This is a genomic window from Salinivibrio sp. PR5, assembly GCF_001996085.1.
Lineage (GTDB): Bacteria > Pseudomonadota > Gammaproteobacteria > Enterobacterales > Vibrionaceae > Salinivibrio > Salinivibrio proteolyticus.
The window spans coordinates 1-1,293 of sequence record NZ_MUFK01000102.1; the positions used below are offsets into that span (position 1 = coordinate 1).

General features: G+C 48.7%; 7 tRNA genes and 1 rRNA gene. All 8 read right to left on the reverse strand.

Annotation, left to right across the window (positions count from 1 at the left end):
* Nucleotides 1-409: 409 nt before the first annotated feature.
* Nucleotides 410-485 (reverse strand) — tRNA-Ala (locus tag BZG82_RS16050).
* Nucleotides 486-518: 33 nt separating this feature from the next.
* Nucleotides 519-594 (reverse strand) — tRNA-Val (locus BZG82_RS16055).
* 12 nt (nucleotides 595-606) lie between these two features.
* Nucleotides 607-682 (reverse strand) — tRNA-Ala (locus BZG82_RS16060).
* Between the two features lie 12 nt (nucleotides 683-694).
* A tRNA-Lys gene (locus BZG82_RS16065) sits at nucleotides 695-770 on the reverse strand.
* 3 nt (nucleotides 771-773) lie between these two features.
* Nucleotides 774-849 (reverse strand) — tRNA-Glu (locus BZG82_RS16070).
* A gap of 44 nt (nucleotides 850-893) precedes the next feature.
* Nucleotides 894-969, reverse strand: a tRNA-Lys gene (locus BZG82_RS16075).
* A 3-nt stretch (nucleotides 970-972) separates the two neighbouring features.
* Nucleotides 973-1,048 (reverse strand) — tRNA-Glu (locus tag BZG82_RS16080).
* 81 nt (nucleotides 1,049-1,129) lie between these two features.
* Nucleotides 1,130-1,293: ribosomal RNA gene (locus tag BZG82_RS16085) — 16S ribosomal RNA — on the reverse strand; the annotation flags it as partial.

The window sequence follows — 1,293 nt, forward strand, 5'->3', positions numbered from 1 at the left end:
ATACGTCCTGCATCGCCTCTGACTGCCAAGGCATCCACCGTCTACGCTTAATCACTTAACCATACAACCCCAAGAGGTTTTATTTACGGCGAGATTGTCTAAAAAAGAAATCTGCGTCGCAAACCCACTGAGTGTTGAATCATCAACTAATTAAGGTTTTGTTTTTGCCGGACTCAAAATAGAGACTTTGCTTATTACTAAGACAAAGCCCAAGCACACTTGATTGTGTGAGTGACATTTCTGTCACTGATTGAGAACTTTACTGTCATTCTTTAAAGAATGACTCGTCAGCTTTCCAGATTGTTAAAGAGCATGTGTGTCTATCATAAAGACAAACCACTTTATTATTTGCTTTCAGACACAGCTTTTCGCAACAGGAGATAACTGCTGTGAAAAACGAATAATAAAGTGGTGGAGCTATGCGGGATCGAACCGCAGACCTCCTGCGTGCAAAGCAGGCGCTCTCCCAGCTGAGCTATAGCCCCAATATAATATGGCGTTTCTCTTTGTAAGAGAAATGGTGGGCGATACCGGGCTCGAACCAGTGACCCCCTCCTTGTAAGGGAGGTGCTCTCCCAACTGAGCTAATCGCCCATCYTTCAGACTTGGTGGAGCTAGGCGGGATCGAACCGCCGACCTCTTGCATGCCATGCAAGCGCTCTCCCAGCTGAGCTATAGCCCCGCGTCTGAGAAATGGTGGGTTGTACAGGATTCGAACCTGTGACCAATTGATTAAAAGTCAACTGCTCTACCAACTGAGCTAACAACCCAAGTGGCGTCCCATAGGGGAGTCGAACCCCTGTTACCGCCGTGAAAGGGCGGTGTCCTAGGCCTCTAGACGAATGGGACGCATCGATATGTTTGGGAACATATCCTCTTTAATACTTCAACCNTGGTGGGTTGTACAGGATTCGAACCTGTGACCAATTGATTAAAAGTCAACTGCTCTACCAACTGAGCTAACAACCCAAGTGGCGTCCCATAGGGGAGTCGAACCCCTGTTACCGCCGTGAAAGGGCGGTGTCCTAGGCCTCTAGACGAATGGGACGCATCGATATGTTTGGGAACATATCCTCTTTAATACTTCAACCTATACAATCTGTGTGAACACTCGCAAGAATAGCGTCAGTAAGGAGGTGATCCAGCCCCAGGTTCCCCTAGGGCTACCTTGTTACGACTTCACCCCAGTCATGAACCACACCGTGGTAAACGCCCTCCCGAAGGTTAAGCTATCTACTTCTGGTGCAGCCCACTCCCATGGTGTGACGGGCGGTGTGTACAAGGCCCGGGAAC